The organism is Halorubrum sp. Ea8 (assembly GCF_002252925.1).
GTDB lineage: Archaea > Halobacteriota > Halobacteria > Halobacteriales > Haloferacaceae > Halorubrum.
Window position 1 is genome coordinate 1 of record NZ_NHPF01000118.1, and the last position, 1,045, is coordinate 1,045.

At 63.3% G+C, this 1,045-nt stretch carries 3 protein-coding genes; all 3 read right to left on the bottom strand.

The genetic code is table 11. The annotated features are described in order from the left end of the window. The coding region (locus DJ74_RS14340) for a Zn-ribbon domain-containing protein (protein WP_217900335.1) at positions 1-132 on the bottom strand (132 nt) is incomplete at its 3' end. Beyond that, positions 133-546 carry a DUF2073 domain-containing protein gene (locus tag DJ74_RS14345; RefSeq protein WP_094524766.1) on the bottom strand — a complete coding sequence of 138 codons (414 nt, stop codon included), beginning with the start codon at positions 544-546 and terminating at the stop codon, positions 133-135. Beyond that, a partial coding sequence (locus DJ74_RS14350) for a GTPase (RefSeq protein ID WP_094527685.1) occupies positions 546-1,045 on the bottom strand: 500 nt, incomplete at its 5' end. The genes DJ74_RS14350 and DJ74_RS14345, both read right to left, overlap by 1 nt.

The following is a 1,045-nucleotide window of genomic DNA, read 5'->3' on the forward strand; positions in this document are numbered from 1 at the left end:
CGGGGGTTCGTCAGTCGTCGCGCCCGCGGGCTTGAACTGGAACTTGTTCCCACCGCAGTCCGGACACCCGGAGAGCATCTCCTTCGATCCGTCGGGGAACGTCCGGCCGCAGGTGGTACACTGGTGAGGCATCTATTTTCGGGAGACGAGCGTGCTGATGAGGTTCTCGTCTTTGTGCAGCGTCTCGATCCGGTTGGCCGGACCGATGACGGTGAGCTTCTGTGCCGACTTTCGACCTATCAGCTTGTCGAGGAAGCTCTGGTCGGTCGTCTCCGCCTTCGGATACGTCTCGATCTCGATTCCGGTGAAGTCGTCCGGGCTGATCTCGGTCATCGTCACCTCGATCAGTTTCGACTCCTCGTCGGGGGAGAGCCCCTCCTCGAGGATGACGATGTTGCCGTCGCGGACGCCGTCGAGAATGAGGCGGATCTTCTCCATGCCGGTGAGCCCCTCCATCCGGGCGCCGCTTATCATGTCGATCCGGACGCCGTCGTCCGTGTCGTCGGGCGACGCGTCGCCGTCGACGTTGGGGGTCGGTCCGGGCATCAGCCGAAGTACTCCGCGATCTTCGTGTACACTTCGTCCATGTTGTCGCCTTCGAGCGCCGAGAGGGGAATCGTCTCGTGCTGCGGGAAGGCGTTGGCGATCTGCTGGACGTTCGCTCCGGGAAGGTCCGTCTTGTTAGCGAGGATCAGCGCCGGGAGGTCCTGCGACTCGATGATGCCGATGAGCATCGTGTTCACCTGCGTGAACGGGTCCGTGGAAGAGTCGAGGACGTAGATGACTCCGTCGACGTCCTCGCGGAGCCAGTGCATCGCCTCCGCGACCCCCTCCGTCGCCTCGCGGGAGCGACGCACCGCGTCGTCCTTCTCCATGTCGTGATCGAGGAACTCCTTGTAATCCACCTTCGTCGTCACGCCCGGCGTGTCGACGATGTCGATCGTTACCTTCCGACCGTTCCGCTCGATTTCGACGTTCTCCTTTCGTCGAGCCCGTCGGGTCTCGTGCGGGATGTGGCTCTCGGGCCCGACGGGCTCGACGAAAG